The sequence below is a fragment of the Sphingomonas aliaeris genome, assembly GCF_016743815.1.
Taxonomy (GTDB): Bacteria; Pseudomonadota; Alphaproteobacteria; order Sphingomonadales; family Sphingomonadaceae; genus Sphingomonas; species Sphingomonas aliaeris.
This window is the reverse complement of sequence record NZ_CP061035.1, coordinates 704,922-726,212: the sequence shown is the minus strand read 5'-3', so window position 1 is coordinate 726,212 and position 21,291 is coordinate 704,922. Positions and strand designations below refer to the sequence as shown.

Annotated in this window: 20 protein-coding genes, 1 tRNA gene and 1 pseudogene; 18 read left to right on the top strand and 4 right to left on the bottom strand. The window is 63.2% G+C overall.

Annotated features, from left to right (window positions below; all coding sequences use genetic code 11):
- The gene (locus tag H5J25_RS03125) at positions 1–177 is read left to right on the top strand and encodes a DUF4169 family protein (RefSeq protein ID WP_202094668.1); all 177 of its coding nucleotides are present in this window, start codon (positions 1–3) and stop codon (positions 175–177) included.
- Positions 178–365: 188 nt separating this feature from the next.
- On the opposite strand, the gene H5J25_RS03120 is transcribed toward H5J25_RS03125, so the two are convergent.
- Positions 366–1,319, bottom strand: coding sequence for an IS110 family RNA-guided transposase (locus tag H5J25_RS03120; RefSeq protein WP_202090443.1), 954 nt, complete (start codon positions 1,317–1,319; stop codon positions 366–368).
- A 345-nt stretch (positions 1,320–1,664) separates the two neighbouring features.
- On the opposite strand from H5J25_RS03120, the gene H5J25_RS03115 reads away from it, so the two are divergent.
- The 13 genes and pseudogenes from H5J25_RS03115 to H5J25_RS03055 all read left to right on the top strand — a co-directional run bounded on the left by H5J25_RS03115 (position 1,665) and on the right by H5J25_RS03055 (position 15,205).
- Positions 1,665–2,726 (top strand): SDR family oxidoreductase, encoded by a 1,062-nt coding sequence (locus H5J25_RS03115; protein ID WP_202094666.1) that lies wholly within the window; start codon positions 1,665–1,667, stop codon positions 2,724–2,726.
- 212 nt (positions 2,727–2,938) lie between these two features.
- On the top strand, positions 2,939–3,838 hold the full coding sequence (thiL, locus tag H5J25_RS03110) for a thiamine-phosphate kinase (RefSeq protein WP_202094664.1): 900 nt from the start codon (positions 2,939–2,941) through the stop codon (positions 3,836–3,838).
- Between the two features lie 97 nt (positions 3,839–3,935).
- Positions 3,936–6,086: a sodium-translocating pyrophosphatase gene (locus tag H5J25_RS03105; RefSeq protein ID WP_202094662.1), complete on the top strand. Its 2,151-nt coding sequence runs from the start codon at positions 3,936–3,938 to the stop codon at positions 6,084–6,086.
- Positions 6,087–6,312: 226 nt separating this feature from the next.
- Entirely contained in the window at positions 6,313–8,370 is a 2,058-nt protein-coding gene (locus H5J25_RS03100) for an N-6 DNA methylase (protein WP_202094660.1), read from the top strand.
- Positions 8,306–9,511, top strand: a complete 1,206-nt coding sequence (locus tag H5J25_RS03095; RefSeq protein ID WP_202094652.1) for a type ISP restriction/modification enzyme — start codon at positions 8,306–8,308, stop codon at positions 9,509–9,511. Before H5J25_RS03100 ends, H5J25_RS03095 begins: the two co-directional genes overlap by 65 nt.
- A 320-nt stretch (positions 9,512–9,831) precedes the next feature.
- A complete protein-coding gene (infA, locus tag H5J25_RS03090) occupies positions 9,832–10,050 on the top strand; it encodes a translation initiation factor IF-1 (protein WP_010162480.1) in 219 nt (72 codons plus the stop codon).
- 90 nt (positions 10,051–10,140) lie between these two features.
- A complete protein-coding gene (locus H5J25_RS03085) occupies positions 10,141–10,719 on the top strand; it encodes a Maf family protein (protein WP_202094650.1) in 579 nt (192 codons plus the stop codon).
- Positions 10,712–11,661: pseudogene (locus H5J25_RS03080) on the top strand (ribonuclease). Before H5J25_RS03085 ends, H5J25_RS03080 begins: the two are co-directional and overlap by 8 nt.
- A 2-nt stretch (positions 11,662–11,663) precedes the next feature.
- Positions 11,664–11,873, top strand: coding sequence for a DNA gyrase inhibitor YacG (locus H5J25_RS03075; protein ID WP_202094641.1), 210 nt, complete (start codon positions 11,664–11,666; stop codon positions 11,871–11,873).
- A gap of 30 nt (positions 11,874–11,903) precedes the next feature.
- Positions 11,904–11,979: transfer RNA gene (locus tag H5J25_RS03070), tRNA-Phe, on the top strand.
- 217 nt (positions 11,980–12,196) lie between these two features.
- Positions 12,197–12,979, top strand: coding sequence for an EAL domain-containing protein (locus H5J25_RS03065; protein WP_450097624.1), 783 nt, complete (start codon positions 12,197–12,199; stop codon positions 12,977–12,979).
- A 28-nt stretch (positions 12,980–13,007) separates the two neighbouring features.
- A complete protein-coding gene (locus H5J25_RS03060) occupies positions 13,008–14,255 on the top strand; it encodes a YihY/virulence factor BrkB family protein (protein WP_225883322.1) in 1,248 nt (415 codons plus the stop codon).
- 65 nt (positions 14,256–14,320) lie between these two features.
- Positions 14,321–15,205 carry an ATP-grasp fold amidoligase family protein gene (locus tag H5J25_RS03055; RefSeq protein ID WP_202094632.1) on the top strand — a complete coding sequence of 295 codons (885 nt, stop codon included), beginning with the start codon at positions 14,321–14,323 and terminating at the stop codon, positions 15,203–15,205.
- Positions 15,206–15,219: 14 nt separating this feature from the next.
- Here the strand turns inward: H5J25_RS03055 and H5J25_RS03050 are convergent, their stop codons facing one another.
- The gene (locus tag H5J25_RS03050; protein ID WP_202094630.1) at positions 15,220–16,692 is read right to left on the bottom strand and encodes a helix-turn-helix transcriptional regulator; all 1,473 of its coding nucleotides are present in this window, start codon (positions 16,690–16,692) and stop codon (positions 15,220–15,222) included.
- Positions 16,693–16,852: 160 nt separating this feature from the next.
- Between H5J25_RS03050 and H5J25_RS03045 the strand changes: the two genes are divergently transcribed.
- From H5J25_RS03045 to H5J25_RS03030, 4 genes are all read left to right on the top strand, one after another.
- Positions 16,853–17,122 carry a GlsB/YeaQ/YmgE family stress response membrane protein gene (locus H5J25_RS03045; protein WP_202094628.1) on the top strand — a complete coding sequence of 90 codons (270 nt, stop codon included), beginning with the start codon at positions 16,853–16,855 and terminating at the stop codon, positions 17,120–17,122.
- A gap of 17 nt (positions 17,123–17,139) precedes the next feature.
- A complete protein-coding gene (locus H5J25_RS03040; protein WP_202094626.1) occupies positions 17,140–17,670 on the top strand; it encodes a hypothetical protein in 531 nt (176 codons plus the stop codon).
- Positions 17,671–17,772: 102 nt separating this feature from the next.
- Entirely contained in the window at positions 17,773–18,150 is a 378-nt protein-coding gene (locus H5J25_RS03035; protein ID WP_225883321.1) for a hypothetical protein, read from the top strand.
- A 109-nt stretch (positions 18,151–18,259) separates the two neighbouring features.
- A complete protein-coding gene (locus tag H5J25_RS03030; protein ID WP_202094624.1) occupies positions 18,260–19,876 on the top strand; it encodes a hypothetical protein in 1,617 nt (538 codons plus the stop codon).
- Between the two features lie 38 nt (positions 19,877–19,914).
- Here the strand turns inward: H5J25_RS03030 and H5J25_RS03025 are convergent, their stop codons facing one another.
- Both H5J25_RS03025 and H5J25_RS03020 read right to left on the bottom strand, forming a co-directional pair.
- The gene (locus H5J25_RS03025; RefSeq protein ID WP_202094622.1) at positions 19,915–20,073 is read right to left on the bottom strand and encodes a hypothetical protein; all 159 of its coding nucleotides are present in this window, start codon (positions 20,071–20,073) and stop codon (positions 19,915–19,917) included.
- Positions 20,074–20,202: 129 nt separating this feature from the next.
- Positions 20,203–21,156 (bottom strand): hypothetical protein, encoded by a 954-nt coding sequence (locus tag H5J25_RS03020; protein ID WP_202094620.1) that lies wholly within the window; start codon positions 21,154–21,156, stop codon positions 20,203–20,205.
- Positions 21,157–21,291: the final 135 nt, after the last annotated feature.

The following is a 21,291-nucleotide window of genomic DNA, read 5'->3' as shown; positions in this document are numbered from 1 at the left end:
GTGACGGACATCGTTAACCTGCGCCTCGCCCGCAAGGCAAAGGCCCGCACGACGAAGGAGGCGGACGCCGCCGCGAACCGGGCGGTGTTCGGCCGCACCAAGGCTGAGCGGGACGCAACCGCCCGAACCCAGGCGGCACGCGACCGCACGCTCGACGGAGCCAAGCGCGACACCTGATCCGAGGCGATACGTCGACCCCCGTTCGTTCTTAGTTGGTCGAGGGGGCAGGGAATACGGGATAGGTGCTTCGACAGGCTCAGCACGAACGGGCGGGGTAAAGGAACCTCCAGATCCCGCGCTTCCGCCGATCTATCGAAGAGCGACAACGTCGTCCCACACCCCCCGTTCGTCCTGAGCAACTGTGTTCACGCGGTGCGATATTCGGTATTGTTTTTGACCATCGCGTTGAGGGTTACGAGCAGTTTTCGCATTGTGGCGACGATGGCAAGCTTGAAGGGTTTGCCGGCCTCTCGCAGGCGGTTGGTGGTAGCGGCGAGTTGCCCCTTGCCCGAGCGCGCGATGCTGAGCGCGGCCAGATAGAGACAACGTCTGATGCTGGGCCTGCCGCCCGAGCATCGCCCCGGCCGGCTGGTCTTGCCGCTTTGGCGATCGAAGGGGGCGAGGCCAGCAAGCGCTGCGACCTGTCGACTGGAGAGGCGTCCGAGTTCTGGCATGCGTGCCAGCAGGCATGCGGCAACGACCGGCCCGACGCCGGGTGCTGTGCGGAGCAGGGCTTCGCGAGCGGCCAGATCGGGCGAGGCGGCGATGACGCTGGCAATGGCTTTTTCGATGCGCAGAACCAGGGCCTTGAGCCGTGCGACCTGCGCGACGACGAGGCGGCGCATGGCGGGATCGGCGATGCTCTCCAACTGATTGCCGAACTGGACCGCCTGGGCGACGGCAAGATCGCGCATGCGGACATGCTCGGCCAGCCTCACGGCCTCGGGATCATGGACATAGGGCGTCAGTTCGGGATGCAGTGCTGCCAGACACCGCGCGATGACGGCCGCATCGAGTGGGTCGGTTTTCGCGAGTTGTCGCTCGGCACGGGCGAAACTGCGCACGCGTGCCGGATCGAGGAGATAGGCTGTAACGTCCATCCGATCGAGCAGGATGGCGAGCTTGCGCTCGTAACCGCCCGATGCCTCGAAGCCGATCCGCAGGCACGCCGTACCGGCAAGCCGGACAAGCTTGCGGCCGAGTGCGGCAATGCCGGTCTTGGTATTGGGTACCCGCCAGAGCATTCCTGCCGGATGAGCGTGGATAACGAGTTCGTCCTTGGCAACATCGATGCCGACAAAGAGGTCGGAGTGTGACATGATCCGGTCTCCCAAGCTTGTCATGCGGGGTCCGTAAGCACGGCCCCAGGCAACTGTCCGGGGTTTGGGAAGACGGATGTGGCCCTGCTCAGGAACGGTCTTTGTCGACCGGCTTGTCGAACGGCCTCACATCCGCCGCCTGAGCCGGGTGGCCACCCGGCTCAGGCACCTTGCCGATTACACCATTCCAGACAGACAAGCTTGTCGAAGGGCGGGAATGCAGGACCGGCGCTTCGACAAGCCCCGCTACGACCATAGCTATTTCGCCACGCACGGGGAACGATCCCGCCGCCGATCGTTACCTCCGCTCCCCGGGCTTCGGCCCGCAGGCGAAGGACAGACGATATGACAGGCAAGGCATTGGTGGTCGGCGGCAGCGGAATAGTGGGCAGCGCGACGGCGGCATTGCTGCACGAACAGGGCTGGACCGTTCACGGTCTCGCGCGAAAGCCGCTCGAACAGGACGGCGTCCACCCGGTCGTCGCCGATCTGCAGGATGCCGCGGCAACCGCCGAAGCGCTGTCCTGCCTAGCGCCCGACGCGGTCTTCATCACCACCTGGCTGCGACAGGACAGCGAGGCCGAGAACATTCGCGTCAATTCGGCGATGGTCCGCAATCTGCTGGACGGCCTGCGCGGCGACGACGCCCCGCGTCACGTCGCTTTGGTCACCGGCCTGAAGCATTATCTCGGCCCGTTCGAGGCGTACGGAAAAGGCGCCCTGCCCCAGACGCCGTTCCGCGAGGAACAGGACCGGCTCGACATCGAGAATTTCTATTACGCACAGGAGGATGAGGTCTTCGCTGCGGCGGAACGCGACGGCTTCGGCTGGAGCGTGCATCGCCCGCACACGGTGATCGGCAAGGCCGTCGGCAATGCGATGAACATGGGCACCACGCTCGCCGTCTACGCCACCTTGTGCCGCGAGACCGGCCGCCCGTTCCGCTTTCCCGGGTCCGACGCGCAATGGTCCGGCCTGACCGACATGACCGACGCCCGTCAGCTGGCGAAACACCTGCTCTGGGCCGCGACCACCCCCGCCGCGCGCGATGAGGCATTCAACGTCGTCAATGGTGACGTCTTTCGCTGGAGCTGGATGTGGGGCCGCATCGCCGACTGGTTCGGGCTGGAACCAGCGCCGTTCGACGGCACCGTGCGGCCGCTGGAGGTACAGATGGCCGACGACGCCCCCGTCTGGCGCCGCATCGCCGAGCGCGAGGGGCTGGTCGAACCTGACCTCTCCCGCCTGGCCTCCCCATGGCACACCGACGCCGATCTCGGCCGCCCGATCGAGGTCGTCACCGACATGAGCAAAAGCCGCCGCATGGGCTTCACCGCCTACCAGCCCACGGATGACGCGTTCTTCGACCTGTTCGCGCGGTTGAGATCGGATCGCCTGATCCCGTAAAACCGCCACCTATTCAGCAGTAACCCGCCCCCCCACCGTTCGTTTCGAGCGAAGTCGAGAAACAGGCCGCACAGCCCGCCGATAGGGTTTCTCGACTACGCTCGAAACGAACGGTGGGGGGGCGCTTGCAACAAAGCAGCCAAACCGAACAAACCAGCGGGCACAAAGACAGCAAGGCAGACTTCCCCCCGACACTCCCCTATCGTCCGCTCGTGACCGAATCCGACTTCCTCGCCCGCCTGCGCCGCCTCCCGCTACACCCCGGCGCGCACGGCCTGAACGACGACAGCGCAACGCTCGGCCCCTACACGATCACCACCGATACGTTGGTCGAGGGCGTGCATTACCTCCCCACCGACCCGGCCGATACCGTCGCGTGGAAATTGCTCGCAACCAACCTGTCCGATCTCGCGGCGAAAGGCGCGACGCCTGTCGGGGTGCTGCTCAACTACCCGCTCCGCCGCGGCGCCGGGGACACGGAATGGGACGACGCCTTCCTCCGCGGCATCGCCGAAGCGCTCCGTGACTTCGCCACCCCGATCCTCGGCGGGGACACCGTATCGCTCCAGCCACACGCCCCCCGCGTCCTGACGCTGACCGCGATCGGCCAATCCCCCCGCGTGCCTTTGCGCACCGGCGCCCTCGCAGGCGACGTCCTGTGGGTCACCGGCACGATCGGCGATGCCGGCGCCGGCCTTCGCATTGCACAGGGGCAGCCCGGCCCGGCCGAACTGCTCAACGCCTATCGCCGCCCCCGCCCCCGCCTCACCGAAGGCGCGGCACTGGCGCCGCACGTCCACGCGATGATGGACGTATCCGACGGCCTGCTGATCGACGCGAGCCGCATGGCCGCCGCGAGCCGCCTCGCCGTGACGATCGACCTCGCCACCGTCCCGCTTTCCCCGGAGTATCGAGCGTTCGACGGAGACCAGATCGCCGCCGCAACCGCCGGCGACGATTACGAACTGCTCTTCGCCGCCCCCTCCGACTGGACGCCGCCCGTCGCCGCAACCCGCGTCGGTACGTTCGCCCAAGGCGAAGGATTGACCCTGACCGATGCGGGAAAACCGGTCATCCTCCCGAAATCGCTCGGATTTCAGCACGCGACCTGACCGGGTTGCGCTCCCGACACCGGCTATATACGCTCCCCCCACGCTGGGAGTACGGCGCAAAGCACCGGCTCCCTCGTCAACAGTTGAGGGAGAGAGCATGCCGATAGTCTATGCGGCCATTGTCTGCGGCCTGATCGCCGTCGTCTATGGCATTATCACCAGCCGCCAGGTCATGTCCGCCAGTCCGGGCAACGAGCGAATGCAGGACATCGCCGCCGCCATTCAGGAGGGCGCGCGCGCCTATCTCGGGCGGCAATATCGCACCATCGCGATCGTCGGCGTGGTCGTCGCCCTGATCGTCGCCTACTTCCTCGGGCTCGTCTCGGCGACCGGCTTCCTGATCGGCGCGATCCTGTCGGGCATCACCGGCTTCATCGGCATGAACGTCTCGGTCAAGGCGAACGTCCGCACCGCGGAGGCGGCGCGCACCTCGCTGCAAGGCGGTCTGACGATGGCGTTCCGTTCGGGCGCGATCACCGGCATGCTGGTGGCGGGCCTCGGGCTGCTCTCGATCGCGGGCTTCTTCTGGTACCTCACCGGTCCCGCCGGTCATGCGCCTAACGACCGCATCGTCATCGACTCGCTCGTCGCGCTCGCGTTCGGCGCCTCGCTCATCTCCATCTTCGCGCGTCTCGGCGGCGGTATCTTCACCAAGGCGGCGGACGTCGGCGCCGATCTGGTCGGCAAGGTCGAGGCCGGCATTCCGGAGGACGATCCCCGCAACCCCGCCACGATCGCGGACAATGTCGGCGATAACGTCGGCGACTGCGCCGGCATGGCTGCCGATCTGTTCGAAACCTATGTCGTCACGCTGGGCGTGACGATGGTCTCGATCGCATTGCTCGTGAAGGCCGATGCCGCGGACCTGCTCAAGCTGATGACGCTGCCGATGCTCGTCGGCGGCGTGTGCATCATCACCTCGATCATCGGCACGTACATGGTCCGTTTGGGCTCTGGCCAGTCGATCATGGGCGCGCTGTACAAGGGCTTCTGGACCACCGTCATCCTGTCGATCCCGGCAATCTACTTCGCCACGCAATACGTGCTGGGCGACATGCACACCGTGATCGGCGGCGCGGCGTTTCTCGATGCCGCAACCCCCGGCCTCACCCCCGAAGCCGTCGCCGGCACCGGTGCGTCATTCACCGGCATGGCGCTGTTCTGGTGCATGATGATCGGCCTGGCACTCACCGGCGCGCTCGTCTGGATCACCGAATATTATACCGGCACCAACTACCGCCCCGTACGCAGCATCGCCAAGGCGTCGGAAACCGGCCACGGCACCAACGTGATCCAGGGCCTCGCCGTCAGCCTCGAAAGCCCGGCGCTGCCGACGATCGTCATCTCGGTCGCGGTCATCGCCACCTATCAGCTCGCCGGGGTGATCGGCATCGCATTCGGGGCGACCGCGATGCTGGCGCTCGCTGGCATGGTCGTCGCGCTCGACGCTTACGGCCCGGTCACCGACAACGCCGGCGGCATCGCGGAGATGGCCGGCCTGCCGGACGACGTCCGCCACCGCACCGATGCTCTGGACGCAGTCGGCAACACGACCAAGGCCGTGACGAAGGGCTATGCGATCGGTTCCGCCGCGCTCGCCGCCCTGGTGCTGTTCGGCGCGTACACGACGGACCTGACCGAATTCTTCCCCAACCTGGCGGTCGATTTCAGCCTGTCCAACCCGTACGTCATCGTCGGCCTGCTGCTCGGCGCGTTGCTGCCGTTCAGCTTCGGCGCATTTGGCATGACCGCAGTCGGCCGCGCCGCCGGTTCGGTCGTGGAGGATGTCCGCGCGCAGTTCCGCGACGATCCGGGCATCATGGCCGGCACCAGCCGCCCGAACTACGCCCGCACCGTCGATCTCGTCACCAAGGCTGCGATCAAGGAGATGATCGTCCCCAGCCTGCTGCCCGTGCTCGCCCCGATCGCAGTCTACTTCATCATCACCGCAGTGGCGGGCCAGGCCTCCGGCTTCGCCGCACTCGGCGCGCTGCTGCTCGGCGTGATCGTCTCCGGCCTGTTCGTCGCCATCTCGATGACCAGCGGTGGCGGCGCCTGGGACAATGCCAAGAAGTATATCGAGGACGGCAATCACGGCGGCAAGGGATCCGAAGCGCACAAGGCTGCCGTCACCGGCGACACGGTCGGCGATCCCTACAAGGACACCGCCGGACCGGCGGTCAACCCGATGATCAAGATCACCAACATCGTCGCCCTCCTGCTGCTGGCAGCACTCGCGGCGCATTGATCGGGTCGGGGATCGGATGGGGGGATCGGCGAAAGTCGGTCCCTTCTTCCGTGACCACCGAGAAAATCACGCACTTCCGCAGTGCCGATTACCTCCATAACGGTCCAGCCCCGCCTTTGAGATAAGCGTCATTCTCCCAACGCTTGAGTCCTTCAACGACTCGGGCGCCAAGCATGACCTTCTCTCTCTGTTCCCGGTTCGACACCCGTCGCGGTGTCGAACTCGCATGAACATTCAGTCCTATTTGGATGAAGTTCGTGCCAAATACGCCAGCGGCCAAGCCACCGAACATAGCTATCGCCCCGCGCTGGAAAGCTTGTTCCGCTCGATCGACCCGGAGTTGGAGGTGATCAACGAACCGCGTCGCGTTGCGGTCGGTGCGCCGGATTTCGTCTTCAATCGTAAGGGCCTGAGCATCGGTTGGGCCGAAGCCAAGGACATCGGTCGCGACATCACGCGCTTCGGCGCCAACGATTACGGCAAGGAACAGAAGGATCGGTACCGCAAGGGCCTGCCCAACCTGATCTACACCAACGGGATCGACTTCGAATTCCTGCGCGAAGGCGACAGGATCAATTTCGTCTCGATCGCGGATCTGCTGCCCTCGCTCCCGGCAAAGCCGCATCGCTTCGACGAATTGTCGCGCAACCTGCGGTCGTTCGCACAGGCGACGCCGATAAGCATCCGGTCGGCGGCCAAGCTCGCCGAGATGATGGCGGGCAAGGCCGCGATCATCAAGGATGTCCTCGCTCAGCTTCTACGGGACGACAAGGCGCTCCGCAGCGCGCTCGGCGGCCAATATCGCGCGTTCAAGGCCGATCTCTTGCCGCATATGGATACGGATGAATTTGCCGATCTGTATGCCGAGACGATTACCTACGGCATGTTCGCCGCACGCCTGCACGACGACAGCCTGGAAACGTTCAGCCGGGGCGAAGCGCTGCAGCATCTGCCGCGCTCCAACCCGTTTCTGCGCAGCCTGTTCGGCTACATTGCCGGCCCCGAACTGGACGACCGCATCGCGTGGATCATCGACGATCTTGCCGATATTCTGCGCGCATCGGACCCCCGGATGCTGTTCCGCGATTTCGGCAAGTTCACCGCCCGCAACGATCCGTTCGTGCATTTCTACGAAGACTTCCTGCGTGAATACAATCCGAAGAAGCGCAGGAGCCGGGGCGTCTGGTATACGCCCGAACCAGTCGTCGATTTCATCGTCCGTGCAGTCGACGATGTCCTGAAAACGGAATTCGGTCTGCCCGATGGCTTGGCCGATACCAGCAAGGTCACGATAGATTACGACACCGGCACCAATGACGCAAAGGGCCGGCCGCGCCTGATCCGCAAGGATATTCATCGCGTGCAAATCCTCGATCCGGCGACCGGTACTGGCACGTTCCTGGCCAAGGCGGTGCAAACGATCGCCGACCGCGTAAAGGCACGCGCACCGGGCAAATGGTCGGGCTATGTCGAAAACGAATTGATTCCGCGTATCCACGGCTTCGAACTGCTGATGGCAAGCTATGCGATGTGTCACATGAAACTCGACATGCAATTGCGCGAAACGGGGTACAAACCAAGCGCCGGGGCACCACGATTGTCCGTCTGGTTGACCAACGCGCTGGAACCCGGTGAACGCGAGGTGCGCGACCTGTTCTTCACCGCCCTGGCCGACGAAGCGCGCGGCGCTAGCGAAGTAAAGCGCAACACACCGATCATGTGCATCATCGGTAATCCACCATATTCGGGCGAAAGTTCGAACACGGGTGCGTGGATCACCGGGCTGATGGAAGCCTATAAGAAGGAACCCGGTGGAAAGCTCCGTCTGGATGAGCATCAGCCTCGCTGGCTTCTCGACGATTACGTCAAGTTCATCCGGCTGGCGGAGGCGACGATTGATCGCAGCGAAGGCGGCGGCGTGTTGGGCTTCATCACCAACCACGGATATCTGGATAATCCGACGTTCCGGGGAATGCGCTGGCACCTGCTGAAAAGCTTCGACGCGATCCATGTGCTCGACATGCATGGCAATGCGAAGAAGAAGGAGAAAAGCCCGGACGGATCGCCCGACAAGAACATCTTCGACATCCAGCAGGGCGTGTCGATCATCATCGCCGTTCGCCGCCCGGGCAAGAAGGGCGCTTCGCTCGCTACCGTCCACCACGGCGACCTGTGGGGAAGCCGGGAGGACAAATACGATCTCGTTATGGGATGGAACTTTGACGCATCTGGCCGCCACGAAGCTGGCAGCGACTGGTCCCGCCCATGCCTTCGTGCCACGTAATGCCTCGAAGCTGGCAGCGTACGAACGGGGTTTTTCGCTCGGATCTCTTTTCAAGACAGCGTCCGCCGGCATTCTGACGGCGCGCGATGCGCTTTCGATCGATCACGACAGGGACGCTTTATGGGCGCGCATGAACGACATTGTAGCAACCGACGTCGATACATTACGCAGGCGCTACTCCGTTGGCGACGATAGCCGCAGCTGGTCGCTCCAGAACGCCAAGGCCGATGTCACCGAGAACCTCGACGGCAAACGCATCTGTCGGGTCGTGCATCGGCCACTGGATCTTCGTTGGACGTTCTACACCGGCACGACGAAGGGATTGCACTTCTTCCCGGCCGACAAGGTTTCGGACAGCCTGTTCGCCGGTGACACGCTCGCTTTACTGACACCAAAGCAGACGAAGGAGCAAAGCGGCGCCTTCGTGATCGACACGATCGCGACGCACAAATCGTACAGCGCCTACGACATCACGTCCGTCATGCCGCTCTACGTCACGGCACGTCCGGAGAAGGCGGGGCAGAAACGCATCGCGGAGCTCGGCCGTGCACTCAATTTCGATGCGGAAATCTATGCCGCGATCTGCAACGCCGCGGGTCTGAAACCCTCCCCCGATGCCGGAACAGGCGATGGCTTCCGTACTGCTACCGGCGGCGCCCGCCCAAGCGAGGTCCAAGTTTTCGATTACATCTACGCTGTTCTACATTCTCCCGCCTATCGAGAGACCTACGCACAATTCCTCAAGATAGACTTTCCGCGCATCCCTTATCCGCTAGACCCCGCGACTTTCGCTATCTTCTCACAAAAAGGCGAAGCCTTGCGACGCCTGCATCTCATGGAGCCTGCCGCCATCGGCGAAACGCCCTATCCATATTGCGGCGAGGGTGATGATACGGTGACATCCGGCTATCCAAAATTCGACAAGGGGCGCGTGTCGATCAACGCGGAACAGTATTTCGACGTGGTCCCGGCCGTCGCGTGGAACCTCCATATCGGCGGCTATCAACCAGCGCAGAAATGGCTGAAGGATCGCCGCGGTCGCATCCTGTCGTGGGACGATATCAGCCACTATCAGCGTCTCGTCAAAATCCTCGCTGAAACGGACAAAATCATGCGGGAGATCACCCACCCTCTCGAATGATGCAGCGCATTCGTGCGTGCCATTCTCATGGCGAACGATCCGATGCCCTGTCCTACACCGATCCCGCTTGCTATCCTCCCCGCCGCTGCACGCGTCCGCTCTTTCACATCGCCGCCACCGGACACTCTCCAACCGCTCCGCACCCGCGCGGCCGACACCCCAATACCGTGTGACTTTGTGTGAACTTCGGTGCCACCGACACCGCGCACAGTGTGACCCTGGTGTGACCCTAGCGCGAACTTCCCTCCCGCACTTCCCTTTCACGGCTCGATCCGCTAAGGGCCGCGCTCAAGATTTCCCGATATTTGCTAGAGGTTTGTTTGGCCAAGGAAGAACTGCTCGAAATGCGCGGACAGGTGGTGGAGCTTTTGCCCAACGCCATGTTCCGCGTGAAGCTTGAAAACGATCACGAAATTCTCGGCCACACCGCCGGCAAGATGCGCAAGAACCGTATCCGTGTGCTGGTGGGCGACGAAGTGTTGGTCGAATTGACGCCCTACGATCTGACCAAGGGCCGGATCACGTACCGCTTCAAATAACGACGCCGCTTTACCAGACCGTCATAAGCAGGATCGCACGGGACCGGATCGTCCGCCCCGTTTGCATGCCCGACTGAAATCGAGTTCAGCATGACGGAAACATCCCTTGTCCTCGCCTCGACCAGCCCGCGCCGGCTGGAATTGCTCGCGCGAATCGGCATCGTCCCCGCCCGCATCGCCGCGCCGGACATGGATGAAGACCCGCTGCCCGGCGAGGCGCCCCGCCCTTATGTGCTCCGCGTCGCCACCGCCAAGGCCCATGCGGTGGAGCGGGCGCCGGGCGAGGTCATCCTGGCCGGGGACACAACGATCGCCGTCGGTCGCCGGATCCTCGGCAAGCCCGTGGACGAGGCGGACCTACGCCGCATGCTCGCCTTGCTGTCGGGCCGCCGCCATCACTGCCTGTCCGCCGTCTGCGTGATCGATGCGACCGGCAAGGCCCGCACCCGGCTGTCAGATACGATCGTCGCCTTCAAACCGCTCTCGACCGCGGACATCGACGCCTATGTCGCCAGCGGCGAGGGCATGGGCAAGGCGGGCGGCTATGCCATTCAGGGTCGCGCCGAGGCGTGGGTCCGCCTGTTGTCGGGCAGTCATTCGGGCGTCGTCGGATTGCCGCTGTTCGAAACCCGCGCACTTCTGACCAGCGCCGGCCTGCCCCTTGCCTGAATGGCTGTACGAGGCGGGCATCGGGGAAGCCCGGGCCGCTTTGGTCGACGATGGCCGCATCCTGCTGGCCCGGATCGAAACCGACGCGGCGAAGGTCCGCGTCGGGCTCGTCACCGGTGCCCGCCTGGTCGAGATCACCACCAAGGGCCGCGAAGGCCGCATCACGCTGGACGATGGCAGCGAAGCGACGCTGTCCCCGCTTCCCCCGGCATTACGCAAGGCGCCCGGCTGACCGTCCGCATCGTCCGCGAAGCCATTCCGGAGGCCGGCCGCCCCAAACGTCCCCGCGCCATGCCGAGCGACGACGCCCCGACTCCCGGCCCCGATTTGCACGCCCGCATCGCCGCGACCGGCCACCCGGTCCGAATGCTGCGCGCTCATGAATCCGATGCGCTGGAACAGGCCGGCTGGTCCGAAGTGCTGGAGGAAGCGACCACGGGGGAGATCGCGTTCCACGGCGGCGCGCTGCGCATGACACCGACCCCGGCCATGACGCTGTTCGACGTGGATGGCACCGGCGGGCTCGAATCGCTCGCCGTCGCCGCGGCAACCGAAGTGGCGGAGGCGATCCTTCGCCACGATATCGGCGGGTCGATCGGCATCGATTTCCCGACCATCACCGGAAAGGCGCCGCGTCTGGCGGTCGCGGCGGCGATCGACGCCGTGCTGCCCCTGCCGTTCGAACGCACCGCGGTAAACGGCTTCGGTTTTCTCCAGATCGTCCGTCCCCGGCTGCACGCGTCGCTGCCCGAACGCCTGCGTGCCGATCCGGCCGCCGCCCGGGTACGTGCGCTGTTCCGCCAGATCGAACGCACGCCGCCCCCCGTTCCCGCCCACCACCATGTATCGCCCCGCATGCTTGCGACGATCGCGGCACACCCCACATGGGTGGACGAACTTGCCCGCCGCACCGGCGTGGCCCCGACCTTCGAGCTGGAATGATCATGGCCAAGACAGACGCCTGCCCGATCTGCGGCAAACCCGCCTCCGCGACGCACAAGCCCTTCTGCAGCCAGGGCTGCCGCGACCGCGACCTGCTGCAATGGCTGGGCGAAGGCTATCGCATTCCCGCCGGCCCGACGAGCGCGGACGAGGCGGACAGTCTTGTCGATCATGATCAAGATGGGCTGGACAGCCGCAAGTCCGCCGACTAAGAGCGCGCTTCCGATCGAGAGATCGGATGTGCCCGAGTAGCTCAGTTGGTAGAGCACACGATTGAAAATCGTGGTGTCGGTGGTTCGAACCCGCCCTCGGGCACCATTTTTCCCGTCTCGCATGAAACGGCGGATGGGCCTCAAAAATTTCGTGCATCCGTATCGACAACGCGCAACGCGTTCTTCTGCTTCGGACTTGTTCGGGTTAGCGACCTGCAAGTTGCTCTACATTATACGGATTTCGCGATCGGCGCTGCGCCGCGTGGTATTAAATTAACGATATGGTGGCAGCTAAACGGTCTGTGTTTCGGAGACCGGGTACGATGCTAAAACCACCAGCAGCAAAGTGTGAAGGCTGCAAGAACGGCGACGCGTTGGAATTCGAGATTTCGATGGCGTTCCAGCCGATCGTCGATCTGACCACGCATCTGCCGTTTGCGTACGAAGCCTTGGTCCGCGGTCCGTCAGGCGAGTCCGCCGCGTCCGTACTGGCCCAGGTTACCGAGGCCAATCGCTACGCCTTCGATCAGCGCTGCCGCGTCCGGGCCATCGAACTGGCGACCGCAGCGGGAATACTCGAAGTTGGCGCAAAGCTGTCGATCAATTTCCTCCCCAACGCCGTCTATTCGCCAGCCGCGTGCATCAAATTGACGCTTGCGACCGCAAGGGCCGTCGGCTTGCCCACCTCGCGACTGATCTTCGAATTCACCGAGAATGAGCGAATGGTCGATCCGGCACATATCGCTCACATCGTCGAGAGCTATAAGGAGATGGGCTTCGGCACCGCGCTGGACGACTTCGGCGCAGGCCATGCCGGGCTCAACCTCCTGGCAAGGTTCCAGCCCGACATCATCAAATTGGACATGGATCTGGTCCGCGGCATCGAAGCGAGCATGCCACGCCGTATGATCGTCGATGCGGTGATCAAGCTGGCCTCGGCGATGGGAATTCTCGTCATCGCAGAAGGCATAGAGACACAGGCCGAATTGAACACCCTCGCCGACCTCGGTGTTCGGTACATTCAGGGCTACATCTTCGCCAAGCCGATGCTGGCGGCGCTTCCACCCATCGCAACCTGGCAGGAATCGATCGCGTTGAGCGCCTGACGGAACAGGCCGTTACCTGATCTGTTCGATGTTCTCCCGTAGCCGGGAGATCATCGAATGGGGCAATGACGTGGACGAACAGGGACATATGGCGACGTCACCGTGGCAGATGCCGAGGGCCGCCTGGTGGGCGGTAGCCAAGCGCACCTGGGCGGAAACCAGCAGCGACAATATCGGACTGATCGCCGCCGGCGTCGCCTTCTACGGCTTCCTGGCGCTGGTCCCGATGCTCGGCGCCGTCGTCTTGCTCTACGGCCTTGCCGCCGACCCGGCGACCGTCATGCGGGATATGGCCCAATTGACGTCGGTAATGCCTGCCGATGTCGCGCACCTTGTTGGCGAACAATTGATGACGGTCGTCAACACGTCCGACGGCAAGAAGGGTCTTGGCCTCCTGCTCGCCCTGGGGCTTGCATTATTCGGCGCACGCAATGGGGCGGGCGCGCTGATCACGGCACTCAACATCGCCTATGAGGAGGAGGAAGACCGCGGCTTCCTGCGCGTCAACTTTCTGGCCATAGGCATGACCGCGGCAGCAGCCTTGGTCTTCGTCATCGCATTGATAGCGATTGCCGCGCTCGGGCATCTGGAGTCGCTCGTTCCAGATGCGCCGAAAATTGTTCTCGCTCTGGGTAAGGTTGCCGCCTACCTTTTCCTCACGCTCGCCGGCGCCGGCGCTGCGGCGACGCTGTACCGCTACGGCCCGTCGCGCAAACGGGCACGCTGGACCTGGCTGACGCCGGGCTCCATCCTCGCCGCGTTGCTCTGGCTCGCACTGACGATCGGATTCGGCATCTACGTCGCGAATTTCGGCAATTACAATGCAACCTACGGATCGCTTGGCGCGGTCGTCGTGACGCTGACCTGGATATACCTGTCGAGCTACATCCTGCTGTTCGGTGCCGAACTGAACTCCGAACTGGAACACCAGACGGCGGAAGACACGACGCGCGCCGATGCCCCGATAGGCGCCCGCGGAGCCTGGGTCGCGGATCACGTCGCTTCAGAACCCAAGGCAGCGGCCGAGATCGGTTCGGATAGCACACCCCCAACGCCGCGCGGCTACCCGGCCGGATTGGCGGCCGCGCGAGCCGCGCCGCTGACCGGACTGCCCAGGGTCGGCTGGACGGCATCAATCGCCAGCACTTTCGGACTGGCGCTATTGCGCCGGGGTCGGGGGAAGGCGGGTTCGGCGGTGATCGGCGTCGTGGCCGCGGCCGTTTGGCTGCGCCGTGACCGTCACCCCACATCGACTGAACCAGCGGGGGAGCAGTGAACGCGTCCGGGGAAGCAGATAGCTGCGCGGTAGAGGAAGTTCGTCGTTTCAAGGACGCCGTTCCGTTGACGCGCTCCTTCAATCACCTGATCGCTGGCACCGTTTTCGCGCAGAAGTTCGGGCGATGGCCGTTGCCTGAAGATGATCCAGCCGCTTCGGTCAACGACCTGATATTCGGCCGTATGATCGATCCGCATTGGTCGGCCCTAAAACGCGCACTGGTGGATAAGACCACCGCCAAACAGCAGGCGCAGCGTCTCTGTCCCGCTCTGAAGGTGCCCGAAACGCTGCTGGTCTTTCCGACGCACCAAGTTCGCAGCCAACAAGACCTGTACGATCGGCTGGAACCGTTCATCGGTACCGGCGTAATCGCCAAGCCGTCCCATGCCAGCGGTGGCACCGTATTCCTGCGTGATGGCATTGCACTGGACGACCTCCGCAAGCTCTACGAACTCGGCACCTTCGATTATGCCGGCATCATGCGGGAAATGCAGTATTGGCAACTACCGCGAAACGTTATCGTCGAGGCGCTCATACCGACGAAGGGTGCCGCGGCACCGGACGATTACAAGTTTCATTGCATTCACGGCGAACCACTGCTTTGCCAGGTCGATCACGCTCGTTTCGGCCAGTCATGGAGCAGGTTGTTCCGCGTACCGTCGTTCGAACCGATGGATCCGAACGACGGGCTCACGACCCCCGTCGGATATACGCTTCCCGACGACGATCGTCTTGCCGAGATGACCGCCGCCGCTCGCGCCCTCGCCGTGCCGTTCGATTACGTCCGGGTCGATTTGTATGACGGAGCGGACGGCATGTATTTCGGCGAACTGACCTTCACCGCTGCGGCCTCGCTCGGCATCGCGCCATCGGCCGCCGGGTGCCACCGCGAAACGCCGACGCACATGGAATACAGCCGGACCCTGATGAAAGCTTTCCGGCGTGATTAGACGAACCGTACCGCTCATCCGACGCCGGAATTCTGGGGATTACCCATTCCCCGCTCCCTACCCCAGACGACCGCGCCGCTGCGACGATTGACCCCGATCTTCGCGTAGATATTGGCCACATGATTACGGACGGTGTTGCGCGAAATCGAAAGCGCGTCGGCGATCGCTGGATCGTCCAGATCGTCGCAGATCAATTCCAAGATCTGCCGTTCCCGTTTGCTGAGTTCGACGGCCTGGGCAGGTGCGGTCCCCCGGCGCACGGTCGCGAGCTTGTCCAGGATCGAACGGCTGAGCCAACTGGTATCCTTCATCACCTGTTCGATCGCCTCGGCCAATTCCAATTCGTTCCTCCGCCGCTCGGAAACGTCGTGGATCACCCACAGTATCGAGGCGGAACCGTCCATGACGATCATCTCCGTTGAAACGAGACAGTCGATCACGACGTCGGCGGAAGTGCGCAACTGCACAGGCCGGTCGCGTACCGGCGGATCGGGGGGCGGGTCCTGATGCAATTCACCGGCAGCAGGCCAAAGCCGAAGGTCGTCCGCGGTACGACCGATCGCATCGCCATCGTCATGGCCCGTCAGCGTACGGAAGGCTGCGTTCACGTTCGTGATGTGGCCACCGTCGGATCGACTCACCATCATTGCGACCGGGGCCATTTTAAATATCGCAGTCAGTTGCCGTTCGCTGGCCCCCAGCGCGTCCAGTGCCTGTCGTCTTGGCTCAAGGTCTGCGAAGGTCAACAACAGCCCGTCATCGTCGGTTACGTCGATCGGCTGCGCGGCGAACACTATCAACCGCCGAGAACCATCCGCAAGGCGCAACTCGGCTTCGGTCTGCCGCAAGATGCTTCCGCCATCGAGCGCCCCGCGCAACGCAGTACGCGCCGGTTCGTCCGTGATCAGGTCCAATCCCCAGAAGCTCTTGCCTACCAGTTGCTCCGCGTGAAATTTGGTCAGGTCCAGAAAGCCGGGGTTCACCTGCGCAACTCGCTGATCATCTAGCCGGACGATGATTGCCGGCGCAGGATTCGACTCGAACATTGCCTTGAATCGCGCTTCAGCGTCGAAGCCGTCGGAGACGTCCGACAGCACCAGCGCAAGATAATCTGGCTCTCCACCATCGACATCCAAAACGACGTCCCGGACACGGTGAACCCACCGAACCTGATCATCGCCCGCCGACGCGACTTCAACGACGAGATCAGGAAATGCCTCGCCGGCAAGGAGTTTGAACAAGGGATATTCCCGGTGTCGAAGCGGCTTATGGTCCGCCGATCGCAACGAGAAACGCTGGGCATACCCCTCCGCGGTTCCCCCCAGGTCGTCCAACGCATCGACGCCGTGCATATCCAATGCTGCAACATTGGCGCTCAAGATTGTCCCTGCCGTATCGATCACGATAACGCCGTCGAGCAGTCGTGCCATCAACTGTTCGAGGTGACGAAGCGTCGGCGGAATCGCGGTGGATGACGTCTTATGCATGCCCACAAAAGCGCTCCAACGGCGCAGACGTTCCGACGACCTTTACCAGCCCGTATAGTGCATAGGTACTATGCCGATCGTGGGCTGCCTGTCGCGAGAATGAACATTCGGTCGCTCCCCCATGTTCTTACGCCGTCGTTTACAAACCGAAGGAAGAAACATGGGCCTCATCATACTACTCGTCGTCGGCGGGCTTATCGGCTGGGTCGCGAGCATGATCATGCGCACGGACGGACAGCAGGGCATCATCCTGAATGTCGTTGTTGGTATCGTCGGGGCGCTTCTGGCCGGCTTCATCGTTACCCCCTTTATCGGCGGTGCACCGATCACCAGCGGCGCGATCAGCATCCAGTCGGTCCTCGTATCGTTGGTCGGCGCGGTCGTTCTGCTCGCCATCATCAATCTCTTTCGCCGTGGCTCGGTCCGTTGAACAAGGGAGACACCGCAATGAACAGCAATCTGGCTTCGGCCGTTTTCGATACGCACGCCGATGCGGAACGGGCGATAGCGGACCTGCGGCAGGCGGGGATTTCAGACTCCGCGCTGTCGGTCCTGACGCAACGCGACGGCGTCACGACCACCGCCGCACCCGACGGAGACATCGTGGGTGAAAGCAATGGTAGCGTTCTTCGCGGCATCCTTGGCGGTGGAGCGTTGGGTGCGGGACTCGGTGTTGCCGCCCTGGCAATTCCAGGGGTCGGCCCTTTGGTGGCGGCGGGGGCGATCGCCGCTTCCGCCATTCCGGGCGCGATGGCGATCGGCGCCGCAGCCGGCGCCGTTGCCGGCACGCTCAACGAGACGCTGACCAGTCACGGCATCGATGAACAGGATGCGGGATATTATGGCAACCATCTGCAGAAAGGCGCCGTACTCGTATCGGTCGATACCGGCGCCGGGAACGTATCGCCGGAGACTGCCGCAGACCTGCTGTACCGCAACGGCGGTCATAATTCTCGGCGCTCGCGCATATCTGCTTGATACTGATCGAGATCTAGTTGTTTTCGGGGGGACGAGCAGGACCCATCATGGTCGCTCCCCGTTTGCATTCCGGGACCTATCCCAAATTAAAGGATGCGTTTGATGGCTGTAAAATTTGCGGGAACGATGAACGCGATCAATCGCGGTCTCGACGAAACGAAGCCCACCAAAGGCGCCGACATGGTGGAAGATTGGGAAGCAGCGCTGGCCGACGTAGAAATTCCGGGATCGAAGGGCATTCTTCGTGACCTTGGCGCGCTCCGCAAGCAGCTCGAAAAAGATGCTCCCGACGCCGATCGCGTTCACGCGTTGTTACACCGCCTTGGCGTCGCCACGACCAAGATCGCCGATAAGGCCGACAAATCCCAAGACAAATTGAAAGCTCTTGGTGAGGCTTTGAGGGAGGCTGGGGAGGAGGAAGCGGAGGAGGAAGAAGATACGGAAGCAGCGGCGGAACCAAAGCGCGCGCGAAAGAAGTGATCTTGCGGCCGGACGATCGCGGATCGTCCGGCCGGCCTCTGCGACACGTCGCTAACGGGATCTTCAGTATCCTTATTTATCAGACCCTTCAGCAGCGGAAGGGTTTGGAATGGCGTGCAAAGCTGAAGTGTTGTCGAAATACGGCGTTTGCGCCGTGGACCGGTCCCCGGTCCATCGTCTGGTCGTGCTGGCGTGCACCGCAGCGCTCACGGCCTGTGGCGGATCGGGCAGCGCGCCGGCCACCGGCGTCAGCGTCGTGGCAGAGGGATCGACCAAGACACCCGAAACCACGCCAGCACCTTCACCCACGCCGACCGCCACGCCGGCTCCATCGCCACGCGGGCAGATCGGCGTCAGCGCGGTGCCGGCCAGCTATTACGGCACTGAGCGGATCTGGGCGAACCTCGCCTACCGGGCCAGCGAATGGATGAACGTCGTCGGCGGCCTCAATCAGTATGGCAACCCGAACACCGCCGGGCGTATCTTCCTCCAGGCGCCGAACGACGTGCTTCTCGGCAAGGCGACGAGGATCACCTGTACGTGGCAAGGCAATGGTGCGGCCTTCGTCAACGGAAGCGTTCCCAACTGGGTCAAGAGCGACACGCGCACGATCAGCTTCGTCTGGCAACCTGCGGGACCTCCTGGCAAGCATGGCGGCGTTTGGTTCGATCTGTCCGGGAGTGACGGCACGTTCCGCGATCTCGACTGTCGCGAGCCCAGCGTCGTCGCGAACGGCCGTCTCGACCAGCGCTATGTCGACGACATGAAGCTCTACAGCGTCGTCCGCTTCCTCGACTGGTCGACCGCGAACAGCAACGCGCCGATCAGCTGGGCCACGCGCTCGCTGCCCAATCATCAAAGGTCGGGCACCTTTACCGGCGACCAACCACTAGAAGACCAGATCGAGATCGCCAATGCAATCGGCGGCGATGCGTGGTTCACGATTCCCTGGAACGCCGATGACGATTATATCCGACGCATGGCGACGCTCATCCGCGATACGCTGAAGGGCAAAGCCTATTTCGAGACCGGAAACGAGGTCTGGAACTGGATGTTCAAGGTTACGGGGCAGGCTCAGGCCGAGGGAGAAGCTGCCAACCTCGCCGGTAGCGGCAACAAGTGGGACAATATGTTCCTGCGCTATGCCCAGAAGACGATCGAGCAGAACAAGATCGTCACCGACGTGTTCAAGGCGCAGCCGAACCGCCTCGTCCGTGTGGCATCGTTCCAGAGCGGCAACACCGTGGCGATGAACATCTTCCTGCGGTACCCGGACGCGATCAACTGGGTCGATGCTTTCGCCGACGCGCCATACTTCGGCGTCAACGACCTGAACACGACCACGCGCTATACCGGCACGCAGGCGGATCTGTTCGCCAAGGTCGAGGTCGAGCGCAAGAAGTCCATCGCCCTGACGAGCAACATCGCCGCGGCCGCGAAGAAACTCGGCAAGCTGTCGATGATCTACGAGGGCGGCAATGGCACGATCTCGTCGGAGATCAATGCCGATATCAACGAGGAGATGCAGCGCAGCCCGCTGATGGAGGCGGCATACGACCGCTACCTGGCCGACCTCCGCGCCGTCCATACCGGTCCGATCATGCTGTACAACTCGACCGGGCCGACCAGCCGCTTCGGCAGCTGGGGGCAGCATGAGTTCACCGGTCAACCGCTGGCGAATGCGCCGAAGCGGCGTGCGATCATGACGGCGGTGGGCGCGCGATGAACGCGACTTGACGCATCGCCGCATAGCAAACGGACGTATCAGCTGATGTAGGCGGCGGGCAGGCTGTCCTCTTCGGTCTCACGCAGACTAGAGGTGCCAGCCCGCAACTTCGCGCGCTCGGATCGTATTTCGCTGACGACATAGGTCGTCGCGATCGAGAGAACGAGCAGGGAGATCATCAGAATCAGCAGCGTCATTATCGGGCCTATCGCACAATGTATTTCCGGCTGCCGTGCCGGGCACGGTCAGGTAAACTGGCGCTGAAACCAGTGATTCCACTTCTCGTTCCACGATCTGCGACGAACCATATCGATAATGGTTCCAGATCAGGCAGCGCAATTTTCGTTCCATGACGGTTCGATAAACGCCGGCCGGTCCAGCAACGGCAGAGGCGCGCCGAGCACCAGCGTCCGCGCCCGCAGCGCGGCCTTCAGATACGGCATTTCCATCGCCAGGAAACGCCGCGGGGTAATCCCCAGAAAGAGGCTGGCATCGCGCAGAAAATGGGGAACGTCGTGATAGCCCGGCGGGGTGGCGGCGAAATTCGGGACCTCGTCCGCCATCACCATGTCGGCCAGCACGCGCAAAAACCGCGTGCGTCGCATCAACACTTTCGGGCCGTGCCCGAAATGCTGCATCGTCAATCCCAAGACCGCGCGGGGCGGCAGGCCGAGAACGTCGGCAAGCGCGCGACTGTCGCTGATCGATTCATTTGAAAGCGCGGCGGTGATGAGGGCGATCTTTTCCTCGTCACGATGCGGCGGCGGAAGGCGGCGCAGGAAGAAGGCGTCGAGCAGCCCCTTGACCTGTTCGGCACGATCGGATCCGTGCAGCAAGGCGCCGAGTTCCTGCCCCCAGGAGGACAGGCCGAGCTGATCGAGCGGCGTGATCTTGTCGCGAAAATCCTCGGCCGACGTATCGAACAACCGCGCCCATCCTTGTGGACTGATATCGACCACGATACTGACCCCGCCATGCGACGTGGTGGGCATCGCCTGGCTGGTGCCACCAAACACCATCGCCTTGCCTAGCGGCACGGTCTTGCTGCGCACCGCGACTGCGACCGGGGCCGGGGTCAGGATGATCCAGAGTTGCGCCCAACCGGGAAGCATCCAGGCGTTCGGCCCCTTGAACACCGTGGGATCGGGATCGAGCACCGCATAGCTCGGCAACAAGGGTCGCAATGCCGCGTCGGGCCGTTCGTACCGCAGTGCCGTCCCTTCGGGCAGGCGAAAGTCCGCCGGATCTATGCCCGGTGTCAGGGTTCCACTCTGGATCATCTCGTCTCCTTCGTGCGCGCCCAACGCAAGTTAAGCGGAAAAGGCACAAGGCGGACGGTCCCGAAACGGGACAATGTGGCGCGCTTGGCCTTTTCGACGCGCCCCGCGTTATCCGGCGAACGGGAAGAGGCATCG

Excerpts from the sequence above, each read along its gene's own strand:
- H5J25_RS03030 (WP_202094624.1), top strand. The coding sequence starts at position 18,260 with ATGGCGTGCAAAGCTGAAGTGTTGTCGAAATACGGCGTTTGCGCCGTG.
- H5J25_RS03040 (WP_202094626.1), top strand. The coding sequence starts at position 17,140 with ATGAACAGCAATCTGGCTTCGGCCGTTTTCGATACGCACGCCGATGCG.
- H5J25_RS03105 (WP_202094662.1), top strand. The coding sequence starts at position 3,936 with ATGCCGATAGTCTATGCGGCCATTGTCTGCGGCCTGATCGCCGTCGTC.
- H5J25_RS03035 (WP_225883321.1), top strand. The coding sequence starts at position 17,773 with ATGGCTGTAAAATTTGCGGGAACGATGAACGCGATCAATCGCGGTCTC.
- H5J25_RS03085 (WP_202094650.1), top strand. The coding sequence starts at position 10,141 with ATGACGGAAACATCCCTTGTCCTCGCCTCGACCAGCCCGCGCCGGCTG.
- H5J25_RS03065 (WP_450097624.1), top strand. The coding sequence starts at position 12,197 with ATGCTAAAACCACCAGCAGCAAAGTGTGAAGGCTGCAAGAACGGCGAC.
- H5J25_RS03120 (WP_202090443.1), bottom strand. The coding sequence starts at position 1,319 with ATGTCACACTCCGACCTCTTTGTCGGCATCGATGTTGCCAAGGACGAA.
- H5J25_RS03075 (WP_202094641.1), top strand. The coding sequence starts at position 11,664 with ATGGCCAAGACAGACGCCTGCCCGATCTGCGGCAAACCCGCCTCCGCG.
- H5J25_RS03100 (WP_202094660.1), top strand. The coding sequence starts at position 6,313 with ATGAACATTCAGTCCTATTTGGATGAAGTTCGTGCCAAATACGCCAGC.
- H5J25_RS03020 (WP_202094620.1), bottom strand. The coding sequence starts at position 21,156 with ATGATCCAGAGTGGAACCCTGACACCGGGCATAGATCCGGCGGACTTT.
- H5J25_RS03045 (WP_202094628.1), top strand. The coding sequence starts at position 16,853 with ATGGGCCTCATCATACTACTCGTCGTCGGCGGGCTTATCGGCTGGGTC.
- H5J25_RS03115 (WP_202094666.1), top strand. The coding sequence starts at position 1,665 with ATGACAGGCAAGGCATTGGTGGTCGGCGGCAGCGGAATAGTGGGCAGC.
- H5J25_RS03060 (WP_225883322.1), top strand. The coding sequence starts at position 13,008 with ATGTTCTCCCGTAGCCGGGAGATCATCGAATGGGGCAATGACGTGGAC.
- H5J25_RS03025 (WP_202094622.1), bottom strand. The coding sequence starts at position 20,073 with ATGACGCTGCTGATTCTGATGATCTCCCTGCTCGTTCTCTCGATCGCG.
- H5J25_RS03050 (WP_202094630.1), bottom strand. The coding sequence starts at position 16,692 with ATGCATAAGACGTCATCCACCGCGATTCCGCCGACGCTTCGTCACCTC.